This window comes from Cronobacter sp. JZ38, assembly GCF_008932145.1.
Classification (GTDB): domain Bacteria; phylum Pseudomonadota; class Gammaproteobacteria; order Enterobacterales; family Enterobacteriaceae; genus Cronobacter; species Cronobacter muytjensii.
In genome coordinates, this window is the sequence record NZ_CP017662.1 from 1130448 (window position 1) to 1147091 (window position 16644).

Below are 16644 nucleotides of genomic sequence, written 5' to 3' on the forward strand. Positions count from 1 at the left end.
CGGACTGCTGCGAAACGAACCGGGAGCACTGTGTTATCACAGTGCTCCTTTTTTTTTATGCTTTTTTTTCTGCTGCCGGGAAATGCTATGCTGCGCGCCCGGTTTTTTGATTCACAGAGGTTGTTATGGAACGCCACCAACGGGTTCGTCAGCAGCTGCAGCGCGTCGAACACGTGTTACGCCACCATCAGCAGTGGCAAAGCGCCGCCCCCCATTCCTCCGCATTTGAAAGTACGCAGCCTTTTTGCATGGATACGCTTGAGCCTTACGAATGGCTGCAATGGGTGCTCATTCCGCGTCTGCATGCGCTGCTGGACGCCGGCTCGCCGCTGCCGCAGGCGTTTGCGGTCGCGCCTTATTATGAAGTGGCGCTTGAGGCCAGCCATCCGGCGCGCGACGCCGTGCTGAAGGTGCTGCTTGAGCTGGATGCGCTCTTTGCAGAGGAAAGCCTGTGAGCCTGGAGATCCTCTGGCAGGACGAATGGCTGGTGGCGGTCAACAAGCCATCCGGTTGGCTGGTGCACCGCAGCTGGCTCGATCGCGACGAAAAAGTGGTCGTTATGCAGACCGTGCGCGACCAGATAGGCCAGCACGTTTTCACCGCCCACCGTCTCGACAGACCCACGTCGGGCGTCCTGCTGATGGGCCTGTCGAGCGAGGTCGGGCGGCTGTTATCACAGCAGTTTGAGCATCATCAGATCCAAAAACGCTACCATGCTATCGTGCGCGGCTGGCTCACCGACAGCGCGATACTCGATTACCCGCTCGTGGAAGAGCTGGATAAAATTGCCGATAAATTCTCGCGTCAGGATAAAGAGGCGCAGCCAGCGGTAACGCATTATCAGGGGCTCGCGACCACCACGCAGCCGGTGGCGGTGGGGCGTTATGATTCAGTGCGTTACTCTTTAATCGAGATGCTTCCGCAGACTGGTCGCAAGCATCAGCTGCGCCGCCATATGGCGCACCTGCGCCATCCTATCATCGGCGACTCGAAACATGGCGATCTGCGCCAGAACCGCGCCGCAGCGGAGCATTTCGGCTGCAACCGGCTGATGCTTCACGCCAGTGAGCTTGCGCTCACGCACCCCGTGACCGGCGAGCCGCTCGTCATTCGCGCTGGTCTTGACGATGTCTGGCATCAGGCGCTCGCGCACTTTGGCTGGCAGGCGCATCTCCCCGATCCCGTTGGGGTTGAGTTTCCCGGTACGAACCCTCAGGATGAAAATAGTCTGAATCCACAAGGAGATTAAGCGATGGCAAGCGTAGGGATTTTTGTCGGCACCATGTACGGTAATTCACTGTTAGTCGCGGAAGAAGCGCAGACTATCCTCAAAAAACAGGGCCATGAGGCTACGGTGTATGAAGATGCCACCCTGGCGGACTGGGAGCGCTATAGTGACGGTTACGCGCTTATCGTCACGTCCACGACCGGCCAGGGCGACTTGCCGGACAGCATCGTTCCGCTTTATGAGTCTGTCAAAGACCAGCACGGTCACCAGCCGACGCGGCGCTACGGCCTGATTGCGCTCGGCGACAGTAGCTACAGCCATTTTTGCGGCGGCGGCAAGAAATTCGACGCGCTGCTGCAGGAACACGCAGCGCAGCGCGTTGGCGAGGTGTTATACATCGACGCCGCAGACTATCCGGAGCCGGAAACGCTCTCCAGTCCGTGGGTCGAACAGTGGGGCGCGCTACTCAAATAGCCGGCGCGTCGGCGTCCTGCGCGACATGACGCCGACGCGTGTGTTATTGACCGATAATGCGATGCGCTTCACGCGTTACGTTATCCATCTCATCCAGTAATTCCAGCAGTTCCGGCTCCAGCTCGCTCGCCGCGACGCCGCTGCGCAACTGATGCTCAATCAACTGGCAGAGGTTTTTCAGGCGCGGAACGCCGCTGTAGCCGCAACTGCCATGCAATTTATGAATCAGCTCGGTCAGGCCTTCCGGATTTTCGCCCACCAGCTGTTCTTCCACGCGGTTGCGCACTTCCGGCAAAAACGCCAGTAGCATCTGCAGCATGTCGCGCGCCAGATCGGGCTTGTTCGCCGCCTGACGCAGCGCCAGGCTCCAGTCGAGCGTCGCGTTCAGGTCAACCGTCGGCGGCGCGCTCGCAGGCGTGCTGGCGACCAGTGGCACCGCGTAGCCCGGCTGGTAGCGCAGCAGCAAGGCGCGCAGCTTCTCTTCTTCGATAGGCTTCGCCAGATAATCATTCATGCCCGCGCTCAACAGTTTTTCTTTCTGCCCTGACATCGCATGGGCCGTCACTGCGATAATCGGTGTGTGCTGCTGCTGCGGCAGTTTGCGGATCAGCTCGCACGCATGGATGCCGTCCATGTCCGGCATTTGAATATCCATCAAAATAATATCGAATGGCTGAAGCGTGGCGCGCTCTACCGCCTGATGCCCGCTGTCACACAGCACCACATACTGAACGACATCCTCCAGCAATGCGCCGATAAGTTTGAGGTTGGCCGGGTTGTCATCCACCGCCATGACCGTCATCGCCAGCTTGCCCTGATTACCCTCAGGCAACTCCCGGGCGTGGATAAGACGGCAATGCTCCAGCAGCAGCGGCAACAGCCGGGTGCCGGTCACTGGTTTCAGCAGGCAGGCGCTGGCCCCCTCTTTTTTCAGCATCTCGGCGTTAATTTGAGCGTGGCATGGCAGCGCCAGAATCAGACAATCCGTAAGCGTGGCCGCGCGCGCCAGCTGGTCATGGCGCATCGTCAACGGTTCACGATCCGTCACCGGGGCGGCATAGAGCAGGATGTCGTAATGCGCCTGCGGCAGCGTCGCCAGCTCCGGGCTGTAGATCACCGTCAGCGGCGTATTGGCGAGCAGATCCCGCGTGCTTTTCGCCGCGGCTTCGTTCTTCTCGACATACGCAATACGCATGCCCGCCAGCATATCGGTGGCGTGGCGATCCGCCAGCGCGTTAGGGTTCAGATCAAGGCTAATGTGGAACCAGAACGTCGAGCCGCGATGCGGCTGGCTGTGGAACGAGATATCGCCGCCCATTTCGTTAACCAGTTTCTGGGTAATAACCAGCCCAAGCCCGGTGCCGCCGTGGCGGCGCGAAATGCTGGCGTCGGCCTGGCGAAACGCCTGGAAGAGGCGCGACTGATCGCGCTCCGGAATGCCGATGCCGGTATCGCGGATTTGTACTTCAATCTGCACTTTATTGTTACTGATGGCGCGTTTCTCCACCACGATGTCGATATTGCCGTGGTCGGTAAATTTAATCGCGTTGCCCACCAGATTGGTGATGACCTGCTGAAGACGCAGCGGGTCGCCAATCACGTTATCCGGCACGTCATGGCGCACGCTGATGGTCAGCTCCAGGCCTTTGTCGTGCGCAGAGTGCGCCAGCAGCGTCACCACTTCATCCAGCGTGTTGCGCAGTGGGAACGGAATGCTTTCCAGCAGCAGTTTTCCGGCCTCCAGCTTCGAGAAATCAAGCACGTCGTTAATGATGCTGAGCAGGTTATTCGCCGAGCGCTCAATCGTGTTGAGGTGATCGCGCTGAGTCGGCGTCAGGTCGGTTTTCAGCGTCAGGCGGGTAAAACCTATCACGCCGTTTAGCGGGGTGCGCAGCTCATGGGACATATTGGCAAGGAATTCAGACTTAATACGCGCCGCCTCCTGCGCGCGCTTTTTCGCCAGATCCAGTTCAACGTTCTGGATCTCCATCTGTTCCAGGGTTTCACGCAAATCTGACGTCGCCTGGTCGATATTGTGCTGCATCTCTTCGTGGTAAGCGGCAAGCGACATCGCCATCGAATTGATGCCGTTTTTCAGCATATCCAGCTCGCCCAGCATAAAGCCTTCGACCCGGCTGTCGAGCTGGCCGCGGCGGATGCGGTCGACGGTATTGACCATATTGCGGATAGGCGCGGTGACGTCGCGCATCAGACGCCAGGCGAATAGCACCGCGCAGGCCATACAAATCAGCATCATTAATAGCGAGATAGCGATCTCCTGATACTGCTGAAGCCGCACTGATTTCAGATCCAGCTCCAGCGCCACATAGCCCAGCGTGTTGGCGTTGAGCTTGGCTTCAGAAACTTCAGATTCATCAGGCGAGTAGCGCTCGGAGACCACCGGCGTGCGCAGAATCAAAATATCGTCCCGGCGCGTTACGCTAAGGGCAGTGGGCATGGCCGCGCCGTTCGCAAGCTGCAGTTCGGAAGGCTTAAGCTGATAATTAGACGTTACAAACAGTTTATTGTGGCGATCGTAAACTGAAATGGCGCGTACAATTTCCGAATGCCGACGATGCAGTACGCTGACCAACTGGCGCACCGACTCCTTATTTTGCAGGCTCATGCCATATTCGCTGGCGACCGCCAGCGGCTCAATAATGCTCGCGCCGGCGTCTTCCAGCTGGCGCTGCAAATCATGATAGCGGTGCACAACGAAGAAAACGCTGAGCAGCAGGCCGATGATAAAGGTGGGCGCCAGGATGAGAATCATCATCCGCGCCCGCAGGCTGTAGTTGGTCATGGGGTTCCGTTATGGGACAATCAGCGACATTCAGTTTATGTGAGAAATTTCCTGGCGATGGCGCAATTCTACTCTGCAAAGCGACGCGTGACGACGCGTGAAATGATAACCGTGACGGCCGACGGCCTGGACGCCTTCGGGCAGGGGGTGGCGCGCCACCACGGCAAAGCGCTGTTTATTCCCGGTTTGCTGCCAGGCGAGCGCGCAGACGTCGTACTTACCGAGGAGAAAAAACAGTTCTCGCGCGGCGAAGTAAAAAAGCGCCTCACGCAAAGCCCGGAGCGCGTAGCACCGCTGTGCCCGCATTTTGGCGTATGCGGCGGTTGCCAGCAACAGCATGTGAGCGTTGACCTCCAGCAGCGCAGTAAAACCCAGGCGCTGGCGCGCATGATGAAGCGCGAGGTCGATGAAGTCATCAGCGGGCCGGCATGGGGATATCGCCGCCGGGCGCGCCTGAGCTTGAATTTCCCGCCGCGCAAACCAGGCTTACAGATGGGGTTTCGTAAGGCTGGTTCGAATGACCTGGTGGATGTGCACCGCTGCCCTATACTTGTGCCCCGTCTCGAGGCGTTGCTGCCCGCCCTTCGCGCGTGTCTTGGCAGCCTCGACGCCGCGCGCCATCTCGGCCATGTTGAGCTGGTCGACGCCGCCAGCGGTCCGCTGATGGTGCTGCGGCATATGAAGCCGCTCAGCGCGGACGATCGCGAAAAACTGGAATGCTTTTCGCATTCTGAAGGCGTGGCGCTGTACCTTGCGCCTGAGAGCGATACCCTTGAACAGCTAAACGGTGACATGCCCTGGTATGAATCGGACGGCCTGCGGCTGACCTTCAGCCCGCGTGATTTTATTCAGGTGAATGACGCCGTAAATCAGCAGATGGTGGCCCGTGCGCTGGCGTGGCTGGATGTTCAGCCCGGCGATCGCGTCCTGGATCTCTTCTGCGGCATGGGCAACTTTACATTGCCGCTGGCGCGCCGCGCGGAGAGCGTGGTGGGCGTCGAAGGAGTTGCGGCGCTGGTTGAGAAAGGTGACTATAATGCCGAACTTAACGCATTGAAAAACGTCACTTTCTTCCAGCATAACCTGGAAGAAGACGTCACGACGCAGCCATGGGCGCTGCAGGGCTTCGACAAAGTGTTGCTCGATCCGGCGCGTGCGGGCGCTGCGGGTGTTATGCAGCATATTGTGAAATTAAAACCGCGTCGGGTGGTCTATGTCTCCTGTAATCCTTCTACGCTTGCGCGTGACAGTGAGGCGCTGCTCGCGGCGGGCTATCGCACCGGAAGGCTGGCGATGCTCGATATGTTCCCGCACACGGGCCATCTGGAATCAATGGCGCTGTTTGAAAGAGATTAAGTAGTCAGGCCGCCGCGCGGTGCGGTCAGGCTGGTCCCGAAAGGAGAGGACGATGGTTGCGGTAAGAAGTGCACATCTTAATAAAGCTGGCGAATTTGACCATGAAAAATGGGTGGCGAGCCTTGGCATCGCCAGTCAGCAGTCGTGTGAACGCTTAACCGAAACCTGGCGCTATTGCGAACAGCAGACTCAGGGCCACCCGCAGGCAGATCTTCTGCTCTGGCGAGGCGTGGAAATGGTCGAAATCCTCACCATGCTTAGTATGGATATCGATACGCTGCGCGCTGCGCTGCTTTTCCCGCTGGTGGATGGCGGCGTGGTGAGTGAAGAGGTACTGAAAGAGAGCGTCGGCAAGTCGGTCGTCGGCCTGATTCACGGCGTGCGCGATATGGCCGCTATTCGCCAGCTCAAAGCCACGCATCACGATTCCGTCTCCTCCGAGCAGGTGGATAACGTGCGCCGCATGCTGCTGGCGATGGTCGATGATTTCCGCTGCGTGGTCATTAAACTGGCGGAGCGTATCGCGCACCTGCGCGAAGTGAAAGACGCGCCGGAAGATGAACGCGTGCTGGCGGCGAAAGAGTGCACCAACATCTATGCGCCGCTGGCGAACCGTCTCGGTATCGGCCAGCTCAAGTGGGAGCTCGAAGATTTTTGCTTCCGTTATCTGCATCCGGATGAATACAAACGCATTGCCAAACTGCTGCATGAGCGGCGCATCGATCGCGAGCACTATATTGAAGAGTTCGTTACGCATCTGCGCACCGCCATGAAAGAAGAGGGCGTTAAGGCCGAAGTCTATGGGCGTCCGAAACATATCTACAGCATCTGGCGCAAGATGCAGAAAAAGCATCTGGCTTTTGATGAGTTGTTCGACGTGCGCGCGGTGCGCATCGTCGCGGAGCGTTTGCAGGATTGCTACGCCGCGCTTGGCATTGTACATACGCATTACCGTCATTTGCCGGATGAATTCGACGATTATGTCGCCAACCCCAAGCCGAACGGCTACCAGTCAATTCATACCGTGGTGCTTGGCCCCGGCGGTAAAACGGTTGAGATCCAGATCCGCACCAAACAGATGCACGAAGAGTCTGAGCTCGGCGTGGCAGCGCACTGGAAGTATAAAGAGGGCGCGGCAAGCGGCGGGCGCAACGGCCACGAAGACCGCATCGCCTGGCTGCGTAAACTCATCGCCTGGCAGGAAGAAATGGCGGATTCCGGCGAAATGCTCGACGAATTGCGCAGCCAGGTCTTTGACGACCGCGTCTACGTATTTACGCCGAAAGGTGACGTGGTCGACCTGCCTGCTGGCTCTACGCCGCTCGATTTCGCGTACCACATTCACAGCGATGTCGGGCACCGCTGCATCGGCGCGAAAATCGGTGGCAGAATTGTGCCGTTCACTTACCAGCTCCAGATGGGCGATCAGATCGAAATCATCACCCAGAAGCAGCCGAACCCGAGCCGCGACTGGCTGAATCCGAACCTCGGCTATGTCGGCACCAGCCGCGCGCGCGCGAAAATTCACGCCTGGTTTCGCAAACAGGATCGCGACAAAAATATTATCGCCGGGCGTCAGATCCTCGACGACGAGCTGGCGCATCTCGGCATCAGCCTGAAAGAGGCGGAAAAGCATCTGCTGCCGCGCTACAACTTTAATGAAGTCGATGAGCTGCTGGCGGCCATTGGCGGTGGAGATATTCGCCTCAACCAGATGGTGAATTTCCTCCAGGCCCAGTTCAACAAGCCCAGCGCGGAAGAACAGGACGCCGCGGCGCTGCGTCAGTTGCAGCAAAAAACCTATACGCCGCAGGGGCGCAACAGCCGCGATAATGGCCGCGTCGTGGTGGAGGGCGTCGGCAATCTGATGCACCACATCGCCCGTTGCTGCCAGCCGATCCCGGGCGATGATATTGTCGGCTTTATTACCCAGGGGCGCGGTATTTCCATCCACCGCGCCGACTGCGATCAACTGGCGGAGCTGCAGTCGCACGCGCCAGAACGTATCGTCGACGCGGTGTGGGGCGAAAGCTACTCCGCCGGGTATTCGCTGGTGGTGCGCGTAACGGCGAACGACCGCAGCGGTCTGCTGCGCGATATCACTACTATCCTTGCCAATGAAAAGGTTAACGTACTGGGCGTGACCAGCCGCAGCGATACCCGCCAGCAGCTGGCGACCATCGATATGGAGATCGAAATCTATAACCTCCAGGTGCTCGGCCGCGTGCTCGGCAAGCTTAACCAGGTATCAGACGTTATCGACGCGCGCCGTCTGCATGGCGGCTGACGCGTCAGGCGGCGCGACAGGCCGCGCCGCCTTTTTTATTATGCCTCCTGCGTGAGGCGCGCGGCGTACGCGCTTGACATCGCCACGCCTGTTTTTATAAGGATTTTCAATGACTCAAATCGACCGCCTGCTCGGCATTATGCAGCGCCTTCGCGATCCGCAAACCGGCTGTCCGTGGGATAAAGAGCAAACTTACGCCACCATCGCCCCTTACACCCTTGAAGAAACCTACGAAGTGCTGGACGCCATCGCGCGTGAAGACTTCGACGATCTGCGTGGCGAATTGGGCGATCTGCTCTTTCAGGTCGTGTTTTACGCCCAGATGGCGCAAGAGGAAGGGCGATTTAGTTTCGAGGATATCTGCGCCGCCATCAGCGATAAACTGGAGCGCCGCCACCCGCATATCTTTGGCGACGCCGCTTTCAGCGACAGTACAGAAGTGCTGGCTAACTGGGAGAAAACCAAAAGCGCCGAGCGCGCTGAAAAAGCGCAGCATTCGGCGCTGGACGACATTCCCGAAAGCCTCCCGGCGCTGATGCGCGCCCATAAAATCCAGAAACGCTGTTCTGCGGTCGGCTTTGACTGGACTTCTCTGGGGCCGGTCGTCGATAAAGTGCACGAAGAGATCGACGAAGTGATGCATGAGGCGCAGCAGGCTGTTATCGACGAGGCGAAGCTCGAAGAGGAAATTGGCGATTTACTGTTCGCGACCGTTAATCTTTCCCGACATCTGGGCGCGAAAGCCGAAACGGCGCTGCAAAAAGCTAACCGCAAATTTGAACGGCGATTCCGCCAGGTTGAGGCGATTATTCGCGCGCAGGGCCTGGAAATGACGCAGGCGAGCCTCGATCAAATGGAAGCGGCGTGGCAAACCGTCAAACGCCAGGAAATTGATAGTTAACGCTTTTTCGCAGCAAGCGCTTGTTGTGGACAATTATTTCCAACAAGCGCTTGATTTACGTCAAAAACATTTCTGAGAAAAAGGCTATTTTCTTGCGGCTTGGGTCTGGCGAGGCCAGCCGGTGAACGTGCAGAATGAAAGTTTGTGACCCCCGTCCTGTTCGGGTATACTACTTTCCCGTCCTGGTTATTCCATCGTCTTTAAACCTAACTTCTCAGGTTCAGCATGACAACGAACTATATTTTTGTGACCGGCGGGGTCGTTTCCTCTCTGGGTAAAGGCATTGCCGCAGCCTCCCTCGCAGCCATTCTTGAAGCCCGTGGCCTCAACGTGACTATCATGAAACTGGATCCGTATATTAACGTCGATCCAGGCACCATGAGCCCGATCCAACACGGGGAAGTGTTCGTTACTGAAGACGGCGCCGAAACCGATCTGGACCTGGGCCATTACGAGCGTTTTATCCGCACCCGCATGACGCGCCGCAACAACTTTACGACAGGTCGTATCTACTCTGAAGTGCTGCGCAAAGAGCGTCGCGGCGACTACCTGGGCGCCACCGTTCAGGTTATTCCGCACATCACCAACGCTATCAAAGAACGCATCCTGGCGGGCGGCGAAGGCCATGACGTGGTTCTCGTCGAAATCGGCGGCACCGTGGGCGATATCGAATCCCTGCCGTTCCTTGAGGCGATTCGCCAGATGGCGGTTGAAGTGGGCCGCGAGCACACCATGTTTATGCACCTGACGCTGGTGCCGTACATGGCGGCCGCAGGTGAGGTGAAAACCAAGCCGACCCAGCACTCTGTTAAGGAACTGCTCTCTATCGGTATTCAGCCGGACGTGCTGATTTGCCGCTCCGATCGCGCTGTACCGGCCAACGAACGCGCCAAGATTGCGTTGTTCTGTAACGTTCCGGAAAAAGCGGTTATTTCTCTGAAAGATGTCGATTCTATCTATAAAATTCCGGGCCTGTTGAAATCGCAGGGGCTGGACGATTATATTTGTAAACGATTCAGCCTGAACTGTCCGGAAGCTAACCTGTCTGAATGGGAACAGGTTATTTATGAAGAAGCGAATCCGGCGGGCGAAGTCACTATCGGTATGGTCGGCAAGTACATTGAACTGCCGGACGCCTATAAGTCGGTTATCGAGGCCCTGAAACACGGCGGCCTGAAGAACCGTGTGACCGTTAACATCAAGCTTATCGATTCGCAGGACGTAGAAACGCGCGGCGAAGAACTGCTGAAAGGTCTGGACGCTATCCTGATCCCTGGCGGCTTCGGCTACCGCGGCGTGGAGGGCAAAATCGCCACCGCGCGTTACGCCCGTGAAAACAACATTCCTTACCTCGGCATTTGCCTCGGTATGCAGGTTGCGATGATTGAATTTGCACGTCACGTCGCCGGTATGGAGAACGCCAACTCCACCGAATTTGTGCCAGACTGTAAGTACCCGGTCGTGGCGTTAATCACCGAATGGCGTGATGAAAACGGTAATATCGAGACGCGCACTGAAAAGAGCGATCTCGGCGGAACGATGCGTCTGGGCGCGCAGCAGTGCCAGCTGTCTGACGACAGCCTGGTGCGCAAGCTTTACGGCGAACCCACGATTGTTGAACGCCACCGCCACCGTTATGAAGTCAACAATATGTTGTTGAAGCAGATTGAAGCAGCTGGCCTGCGCGTTGCGGGCCGTTCCGGGGATGATCAGTTGGTCGAGATCATCGAGGTGCCGAATCATCCGTGGTTCGTCGCCTGTCAGTTCCACCCGGAGTTTACTTCCACGCCGCGTGACGGGCACCCGCTGTTTGCAGGCTTCGTAAAAGCCGCTAGCGAGTATCAGAAACGCCAGGCGAAGTAAGCAGAGTTAGAACGGCAACGCGCGACTTTTTCGCGCGTTGTTTGTCTGGAGTTTTAGTTAACGTTGTGACTTGAGGAAAATCCATATGTCCAAAATTGTTAAAGTCATCGGTCGTGAAATCATCGACTCCCGTGGTAACCCGACTGTTGAAGCCGAAGTTCACCTGGAAGGCGGTTTCGTAGGTATGGCTGCTGCCCCGTCAGGTGCTTCTACGGGTTCCCGCGAAGCGCTGGAACTGCGCGATGGCGACAAATCCCGTTTCCTGGGCAAAGGCGTAACCAAAGCGGTTGGCGCGGTTAACGGCCCGATCGCTCAGGCTATCGTTGGCAAAGATGCTAAAGATCAGGCTGGTATCGACAAGATCATGATCGATCTGGACGGTACTGAAAACAAATCTAACTTCGGTGCAAACGCCATTCTGGCGGTTTCCCTGGCGGCTGCTAAAGCTGCTGCTGCTTCCAAAGGCATGCCGCTGTACGAGCACATCGCTGAACTGAACGGCACCCCGGGCAAATTCTCCATGCCGGTTCCGATGATGAACATCATCAACGGCGGTGAGCACGCTGACAACAACGTTGATATCCAGGAATTCATGATCCAGCCGGTTGGCGCTTCCAGCGTTAAAGAAGCTATCCGTATGGGTTCTGAAGTTTTCCATCACCTGGCGAAAGTGCTGAAAGGCAAAGGCATGAACACCGCGGTAGGTGACGAAGGCGGCTATGCGCCGAACCTGGGCTCCAACGCCGAAGCGCTGGCTGTTATCGCTGAAGCGGTAAAAGCAGCAGGCTACGAGCTGGGCAAAGACATCACCCTGGCGATGGACTGCGCAGCGTCTGAATTCTACAAAGACGGCAAATACGTTCTGGCTGGCGAAGGCAACAAAGCATTCACCTCTGAAGAATTCACTCACTTCCTGGAAGACCTGACCAAACAGTACCCGATCGTGTCTATCGAAGACGGTCTGGACGAATCTGACTGGGACGGTTTTGCTTACCAGACCAAAGTGCTGGGCGACAAAATCCAGCTGGTGGGCGACGACCTGTTCGTAACCAACACCAAAATCCTGAAAGAAGGCATCGAGAAAGGCATCGCTAACTCCATCCTGATCAAATTCAACCAGATCGGTTCTCTGACCGAAACGCTGGCTGCAATCAAGATGGCGAAAGACGCTGGCTATACCGCTGTTATCTCTCACCGTTCTGGCGAAACTGAAGATGCGACCATTGCCGACCTGGCAGTAGGTACCGCTGCAGGCCAGATCAAAACCGGTTCAATGAGCCGTTCTGACCGCGTGGCTAAATACAACCAGCTGATTCGTATCGAAGAAGCGCTGGGCGAAAAAGCACCGTACAACGGTCGTAAAGAGATCAAAGGCCAGGCATAATCGCCCGTCCTGACCTCTGAAAAATGCCAGTCGAATGACTGGCATTTTTTTTACCTCAACGAGCCTGCGTCACAGTAAATCTCGCGCCGCGCTCCTTTGGGCTACGCGCCTGTCATTACAGCAGCAGAGGCAGCGTCGCGCTGGCGGTTTGCTGGCTGATTTCACCGTAATTGCTGTCTGTGGCTATCAGCGAGGCGGTTAACAGCTCCACCAGCAGCATCGCCCCTACCTTCGTATCCAGCGCGCCGGCATTCAGCGGGCCTTCCGGTTTGGCCGCCACCAGCAGCATATCGCTGATTGACGCCAGCGGGCTGCGCGATGTGTTACTGAGCGTGAGTACAGGCGCGCCCGACTGACGGGCGAGTTTCACGGCATGCAGCAGATCGCGCGTAGAGCCGGAGCTGGAAATGGCGACCACCAGGTCTGTTTCGTGAAGCGTTGCCGCGTTCATCGACGCCCGGTGCATATCGCTAAAGCGCTGCGCCGGTTTACCGAGCCGCAGCAGTTTGTAATGCAAATACTCGCCCACAATCGCGCTCGCGGCAACGCCGTAAATCTGCACCGAACGGGCATGATGCAGCGCCCGGGCTGCGGCTTCAAGCTTCGCGCGGTCCAGCAGTCGCGCGGTGTCACACAGCGCCTGTACCGACTCCTCCACCAGCGCGTCCAGCGCGTCGCCGTTTTGCGCGCGGGGCGCCTGAGTGCGCTGGACATCCAGCGCGAGCGCCATTTTAAACTCGTTATAGCCTTTGCAACCCAGCGTGCGGCACAGACGGGTGACGCTGGCCTCGCTGGTGTCGCTCTCGCGGGCCAGTTCCGTAATAGTGAGATAGAGCACGCGCGCAGGCTCGCTCAGCACATATTCGCCGAGTTTGCGCTGCGTTGGGCTAAAGCCAGAAAGCTCCTGACGCAGCTTAAGCAGTAGATTTTCATTGTCAGACATAAAGGATCCTGAAGCACCGACGACCAGCGATGAGTGTGCGTGAAAGCCCACTCGCAACGCCAGCCATTTTAAAAAAGTATGATCGCCTTCGCTATTAATGATGATAATTTTCACTAAACATAATTAAAGTGATAAATATTTTCATCATAACAACGGCGGGGGCTTCACTATGGCATTTTTCAGCGGAACATCTTCAGGGCGCTGGTTTGAGAAGGCGCAGCATTTTGGTAAATCGTTTATGTTGCCCATTGCCGTCTTACCCGCAGCGGGCCTGTTGCTCGGCGTCGGCGGCGCGCTCTCCAACCCCAACACGCTGACGGCTTATCCGTTTCTCGATGTGGGCTGGTTACAGGCGATTTTCACCATCATGAGCAGCGCCGGCGCGATCGTTTTCGCGAACTGCTGTTTGCGGTCGGTGTGGCCGTGGGTCTGGCGCGCACCGATAAAGGCACGGCGGGCCTCGCCGCGTTACTCGCTTTTCTGGTGATGAACGCTACCATCAATGCGCTGTTGACCCTGACCGGAAAACTCGCGCAAAGCAATCCGGGCGCGGTCGGGCAGGGAACGGTTCTCGGCATCCAGACGCTGGAAACCGGCGTATTCGGCGGCGTGGTTATTGGCCTGGTAACGTGCGCGCTGCATCAGCGATTCAATAAAATCGCGCTGCCGCAGTTTCTTGGGTTTTTCGGCGGCTCCCGTTTTGTGCCGATTGTCAGCGCGCTGGCGGCGATCATTGTCGGCGCGCTAATGACCGTCGTCTGGCCGCATTTCCAGAAAGTGATTTTCGGACTTGGCGGGCTGGTGGAGGCGACCGGCTATGTCGGCACGCTGTTATACGGTTTTATCCTGCGTATGCTTGGCCCGTTCGGCCTGCACCACATTTTCTATTTACCTTTCTGGACCACGGCGCTCGGCGGCAGCGAAATCGTCAACGGCCAGCTGGTGGACGGCACGCAGCGTATTTTCTTCGCACAGCTGGCGGATCCTGCCACGCAGCAGTTTTATATCGGCACGTCGCGTTTTATGTCCGGGCGCTTTATTACCATGATGTTTGGCCTGACAGGCGCCTGTCTTGCCATGTACCACACCGCGAAACCGGAAAATAAAAAACGCGTCGCCGGGCTGCTGTTATCTGCCGCGCTGACCTCATTTCTGACCGGTATTACTGAACCGATTGAGTTTTCCTTCCTGTTTGTCGCGCCTGTGCTGTATGTCATCCACGCGTTTTTCGACGGGCTGGCTTTTATGCTGGCGCATATGCTGCAGATAACCATTGGGCAGACATTCTCGGGCGGTTTTATCGATTTCATCCTCTTTGGCGTTTTGCAGGGCGAAGCGAAAACCCACTGGTTGCGGGTGCCGCTCGTCGGCGTGCCCTGGTTTTTTCTTTATTACTTCACCTTTCGCTTCCTGATAACCCGTTTTGATTTTGCAACACCGGGCCGCGAGAAAGAGGCGCAGGAGCCTGTGCAGATTGATGCCAGCGAACGCGCGCAGGCCATTGTCGCCGGGCTCGGCGGGCGGGATAACCTGCACGATGTCGACTGTTGCGCCACACGGCTGCGCGTGACGGTCAATGACGGGCGCAAAGTGAACGAAGCGGCGCTCAGGGCTACCGGCGCTCGTGGCGTGATCCTGCGCGGTAACGGCGTGCAGGTTATCTACGGCCCCCACGTCACGATTATCAAAAACGAAGTCGAAGAGTTATTAAGCTGAGGATAACGATGTTAGAGCAAATCAAAGGCAGGCTGGTGGTTTCCTGCCAGGCGCTGGAAAACGAACCGCTGCACAGTCCGTTTATCATGGGGAAAATGGCGCTGGCGGCGGCGCAGGGCGGGGCCGCGGGTATCCGCGCCAATAGCGTGGCGGATATCGAGGCCATCAAACAGCAGGTTACGCTGCCGGTCATTGGCATCATTAAACGGGATTATCCGGACAGCGAGGTGTTTATTACCGCGACGATGCGTGAAGTCACTGAACTGATGCGCTCCGCGCCTGAAATGATTGCCCTTGATGCCACCGCGCGAGCACGCCCTGCTGGCGAGACGCTGGAGCAACTGGTAAAGCGCATTCGCCTCGCTTTTCCTCAGATACTGCTGATGGCGGATATTTCAGAGGTTGACGAAGCCGTTACGGCGGAGGCGCTGGGCTTTGACTGCGTCGGCACCACGCTCTACGGTTATACTGCGACAACCCAGGGGCATCGGCTGCCCCAGAAGGATTTCGCGCGGCTAAAAGACGTCCTGGCGGCGGTGACTATTCCGGTTATCGCCGAAGGTAATGTCGATACGCCCGAACGGGCGGCGCGTTGCCTTGCGCTCGGCGCGCATACTGTGGTGGTGGGCGGCGCTATCACGCGTCCACAGCAGATCACGCGCCGCTTTACCGACGCGCTGGGCTCACCAGTTATCTGACGAGCCGCCGCCGTCGCTTGAGCCGCCATCGCCGCAGCTCACGCTGTCGTGGCTGCTGTGATGGCTGCCACTGTCGCCGCCGGATAAATGATGAAGATTCTGATTCGCAAGCCAGGCTGACCCGTTATCGCCGGATGACGCGCCGCTGCCAGTGCTGAACAGGCGTCGGGGGAAAGCGAACGCCATGATAATCACCATGATTAACAACAGAATCGGCAATGAGAAACTGAGCCATAAAAACGGTACGACCCACGGGACATAATCGCTGGTAATGGCAAGCGCCGGCGTTAGCAGGCAGGAGGTGACGAAAAAGAGCGTGATGAGCGTTTTCTTTTTGCGCTTCATCAGCAGGACTGCCAGCGTAATGGCAAGAAACGGCAGCCCCTGCCAGTAAGAAAACCCCACCAGCCACGGCCTGAACCATGACCACCACCGCGATGGAGAGGTCGCGGGCGGCAGCGGTTTGCCGCTTAACGCGGCGTCGATACCGGTCAGGCCATGCCGGATGCCTTCGGCCAGTTCGCCCGCGCGGAACCAGGGGAGCATCCGCTCTTTAATGATTCGGCTCGCCAGCGCGTTGGTCAGCGTGGTTTCCAGGCCGCGCCCCACTTCGATGCGCACGTTGCGATCCTCCCAGGCCACCAGAATCAGCACGCCATCGTTACGGCGTGCGTTACCGAGCCGCCAGGTATTGAACACGCGCGTAGCGGCGCTTTCCAGGTTATCGCCCTGTAAGGTCGGCACGATCAGCACTGCGGTCTGGGCGTGGGTGCGGGCATTAAGAGAAGACACATCGTTGATTAACGCGAGCTTTTCCGGTCTCTCCAGGATATCTGCCGGGTCGTTAACAAAACCGCGCATCGGCGGCACGGCGAGCGGTTGCGCCTGAACGGCAAAACCAGCCATCGTCAGCGTCAGAATAAATAACGTCAGTATGCGTACCATCGTTCTCACGTTTCCTTGTTTTCGCAGCGCCGTCCATTGCCATGGT

At 57.6% G+C, this 16644-nt stretch carries 12 protein-coding genes and 1 pseudogene; 10 read left to right on the forward strand and 3 right to left on the reverse strand.

Annotated elements, in window-relative coordinates:
* The first annotated feature begins 125 nt into the window (after nt 1-125).
* From BJP61_RS05315 to BJP61_RS05325, 3 genes are read left to right on the forward strand one after another with little or no spacing between them, the layout of a single operon-like run.
* On the forward strand, nt 126-455 hold the full coding sequence (locus BJP61_RS05315) for a YqcC family protein (RefSeq protein ID WP_171997938.1): 330 nt from the start codon (nt 126-128) through the stop codon (nt 453-455).
* Nucleotides 452-1249 (forward strand): tRNA pseudouridine(65) synthase TruC, encoded by a 798-nt coding sequence (gene truC, locus BJP61_RS05320; protein WP_038868130.1) that lies wholly within the window; start codon nt 452-454, stop codon nt 1247-1249. Before BJP61_RS05315 ends, truC begins: the two co-directional genes overlap by 4 nt.
* A gap of 3 nt (nt 1250-1252) precedes the next feature.
* Entirely contained in the window at nt 1253-1702 is a 450-nt protein-coding gene (locus BJP61_RS05325; protein WP_038868133.1) for a flavodoxin, read from the forward strand.
* Nucleotides 1703-1745: 43 nt separating this feature from the next.
* On the opposite strand, the gene barA is transcribed toward BJP61_RS05325, so the two are convergent.
* A complete protein-coding gene (gene barA, locus BJP61_RS05330) occupies nt 1746-4505 on the reverse strand; it encodes a two-component sensor histidine kinase BarA (RefSeq protein ID WP_171997939.1) in 2760 nt (919 codons plus the stop codon).
* Between the two features lie 57 nt (nt 4506-4562).
* Between barA and rlmD the strand changes: the two genes are divergently transcribed.
* The 5 genes from rlmD (at nt 4563) to eno (ending at nt 12296) form a co-directional block, all read left to right on the forward strand.
* Nucleotides 4563-5861, forward strand: coding sequence for a 23S rRNA (uracil(1939)-C(5))-methyltransferase RlmD (gene rlmD / locus BJP61_RS05335; protein ID WP_171997940.1), 1299 nt, complete (start codon nt 4563-4565; stop codon nt 5859-5861).
* 52 nt (nt 5862-5913) lie between these two features.
* Complete coding sequence (gene relA, locus BJP61_RS05340) at nt 5914-8148, forward strand: GTP diphosphokinase (protein WP_161579018.1); 2235 nt, start codon at nt 5914-5916, stop codon at nt 8146-8148.
* Between the two features lie 109 nt (nt 8149-8257).
* A complete protein-coding gene (gene mazG / locus BJP61_RS05345; protein WP_171997941.1) occupies nt 8258-9049 on the forward strand; it encodes a nucleoside triphosphate pyrophosphohydrolase in 792 nt (263 codons plus the stop codon).
* A 225-nt stretch (nt 9050-9274) separates the two neighbouring features.
* Nucleotides 9275-10912 carry a CTP synthase (glutamine hydrolyzing) gene (gene pyrG, locus BJP61_RS05350; protein WP_038868144.1) on the forward strand — a complete coding sequence of 546 codons (1638 nt, stop codon included), beginning with the start codon at nt 9275-9277 and terminating at the stop codon, nt 10910-10912.
* Nucleotides 10913-10997: 85 nt separating this feature from the next.
* A complete protein-coding gene (gene eno / locus BJP61_RS05355; protein WP_007777765.1) occupies nt 10998-12296 on the forward strand; it encodes a phosphopyruvate hydratase in 1299 nt (432 codons plus the stop codon).
* Nucleotides 12297-12411: 115 nt separating this feature from the next.
* Here the strand turns inward: eno and BJP61_RS05360 are convergent, their stop codons facing one another.
* Nucleotides 12412-13239 (reverse strand): MurR/RpiR family transcriptional regulator, encoded by an 828-nt coding sequence (locus BJP61_RS05360; protein ID WP_171997942.1) that lies wholly within the window; start codon nt 13237-13239, stop codon nt 12412-12414.
* Nucleotides 13240-13408: 169 nt separating this feature from the next.
* On the opposite strand from BJP61_RS05360, the pseudogene BJP61_RS05365 reads away from it, so the two are divergent.
* A pseudogene (locus tag BJP61_RS05365) lies at nt 13409-14955 on the forward strand (PTS transporter subunit EIIC).
* An 8-nt stretch (nt 14956-14963) separates the two neighbouring features.
* Complete coding sequence (locus tag BJP61_RS05370; protein WP_171997943.1) at nt 14964-15653, forward strand: N-acetylmannosamine-6-phosphate 2-epimerase; 690 nt, start codon at nt 14964-14966, stop codon at nt 15651-15653.
* Here BJP61_RS05370 and BJP61_RS05375 read toward each other — a convergent pair.
* Complete coding sequence (locus tag BJP61_RS05375) at nt 15639-16598, reverse strand: TPM domain-containing protein (RefSeq protein WP_171997944.1); 960 nt, start codon at nt 16596-16598, stop codon at nt 15639-15641. The genes BJP61_RS05370 and BJP61_RS05375 overlap by 15 nt on opposite strands.
* Between the last annotated feature and the right edge of the window lie 46 nt (nt 16599-16644).

Bases quoted from the DNA above. Each gene is read 5' to 3' on its own strand.
- eno (WP_007777765.1), top strand. From the start codon at position 10,998: ATGTCCAAAATTGTTAAAGTCATCGGTCGTGAAATCATCGACTCCCGT.
- relA (WP_161579018.1), top strand. From the start codon at position 5,914: ATGGTTGCGGTAAGAAGTGCACATCTTAATAAAGCTGGCGAATTTGAC.
- rlmD (WP_171997940.1), top strand. From the start codon at position 4,563: ATGGCGCAATTCTACTCTGCAAAGCGACGCGTGACGACGCGTGAAATG.
- barA (WP_171997939.1), bottom strand. From the start codon at position 4,505: ATGACCAACTACAGCCTGCGGGCGCGGATGATGATTCTCATCCTGGCG.
- BJP61_RS05370 (WP_171997943.1), top strand. From the start codon at position 14,964: ATGTTAGAGCAAATCAAAGGCAGGCTGGTGGTTTCCTGCCAGGCGCTG.
- BJP61_RS05325 (WP_038868133.1), top strand. From the start codon at position 1,253: ATGGCAAGCGTAGGGATTTTTGTCGGCACCATGTACGGTAATTCACTG.
- BJP61_RS05375 (WP_171997944.1), bottom strand. From the start codon at position 16,598: ATGGTACGCATACTGACGTTATTTATTCTGACGCTGACGATGGCTGGT.
- mazG (WP_171997941.1), top strand. From the start codon at position 8,258: ATGACTCAAATCGACCGCCTGCTCGGCATTATGCAGCGCCTTCGCGAT.
- BJP61_RS05315 (WP_171997938.1), top strand. From the start codon at position 126: ATGGAACGCCACCAACGGGTTCGTCAGCAGCTGCAGCGCGTCGAACAC.
- BJP61_RS05360 (WP_171997942.1), bottom strand. From the start codon at position 13,239: ATGTCTGACAATGAAAATCTACTGCTTAAGCTGCGTCAGGAGCTTTCT.
- pyrG (WP_038868144.1), top strand. From the start codon at position 9,275: ATGACAACGAACTATATTTTTGTGACCGGCGGGGTCGTTTCCTCTCTG.